Source organism: Fundicoccus ignavus, from assembly GCF_009659375.1.
GTDB classification, from domain to species: Bacteria; Bacillota; Bacilli; order Lactobacillales; family Aerococcaceae; genus Fundicoccus; species Fundicoccus ignavus.
The window spans coordinates 1-844 of record NZ_WJQT01000056.1; the positions used below are offsets into that span (position 1 = coordinate 1).

The 844-nt window shown below is 34.6% G+C and carries 2 protein-coding genes; both read right to left on the reverse strand.

The window, feature by feature from the left end; translation table 11 throughout:
- Window positions 1-40: 40 nt before the first annotated feature.
- On the reverse strand, window positions 41-535 hold the full coding sequence (locus tag GF867_RS13625) for a P-loop nucleotide/nucleoside kinase family protein (protein ID WP_153833626.1): 495 nt from the start codon (window positions 533-535) through the stop codon (window positions 41-43).
- A 44-nt stretch (window positions 536-579) separates the two neighbouring features.
- Window positions 580-844 (reverse strand): GrpB family protein (locus GF867_RS13630; protein WP_172974049.1); only part of this gene is annotated, 265 nt, incomplete at its 5' end.

Here is an 844-nt window from a genome sequence, read left to right on the forward strand (position 1 = left end):
CTTATCATCTAGTACAATTTCCATGCCTAAAACCACAATATTAATATCCCTCGACTACTATAACTTCACCTTCTTCATCAGTTGGGGGTTGAAAATGATCATAATAAGTGGAAGCTGTTTGCTCCGTCAATATGATATCATTTTGATGATTTCCGTTTCTTTTTCGAATACGTTCCATAACAACTTCCTTAGGTGTCTTTATATAATAGATTTTGGGTTCTATGTCGTATTTCTTTAATAATGAAATATATTCATTTCTCATTTCTCTAGACCAAAATGAATAATCGAGAACAATATCAATGTTTTGCATGATAAGTGAAATTAGTTTTTCATCAAGATAGGTTTTAATATCTTCTAAAACCTCCTGAGGTAAAGGATGTTCATTCAAACCTCGTTTGAATGATTCTTCATCATAAGATAGTATTGTCATCCCGGTACTTTCAAATTTTTTTGCTAGTGTTGATTTACCTGCTCCCGCAGGGCCGCACATTAAAATAACTTTACTTTTCGACAAATTATCTACTATATTTTTCATTGATATAACCTCCTATAACAAACCAAGAAAACATGACACTCTCCTTAAGCATTATTACTATTCGCTCTTTTCATGATTTCCTGTACTATTGATGTTTTAGCATTCGCATAGTGCTGGACATGCCTCCATTTATTCTTTGCCAAGCTTCGTTTGACTTGTGCATATTTGTCCCGATCAGTATCATTAGTCCGCAACCAATCACGGAAGCGTAACATTCTATCAATCTCTGATGTGCCCAAACTGAACACATGCAGATTAATATCGGTATCCGGTCCTTTAAACAAACGATGCTCAAACCAGTCAGGTTCT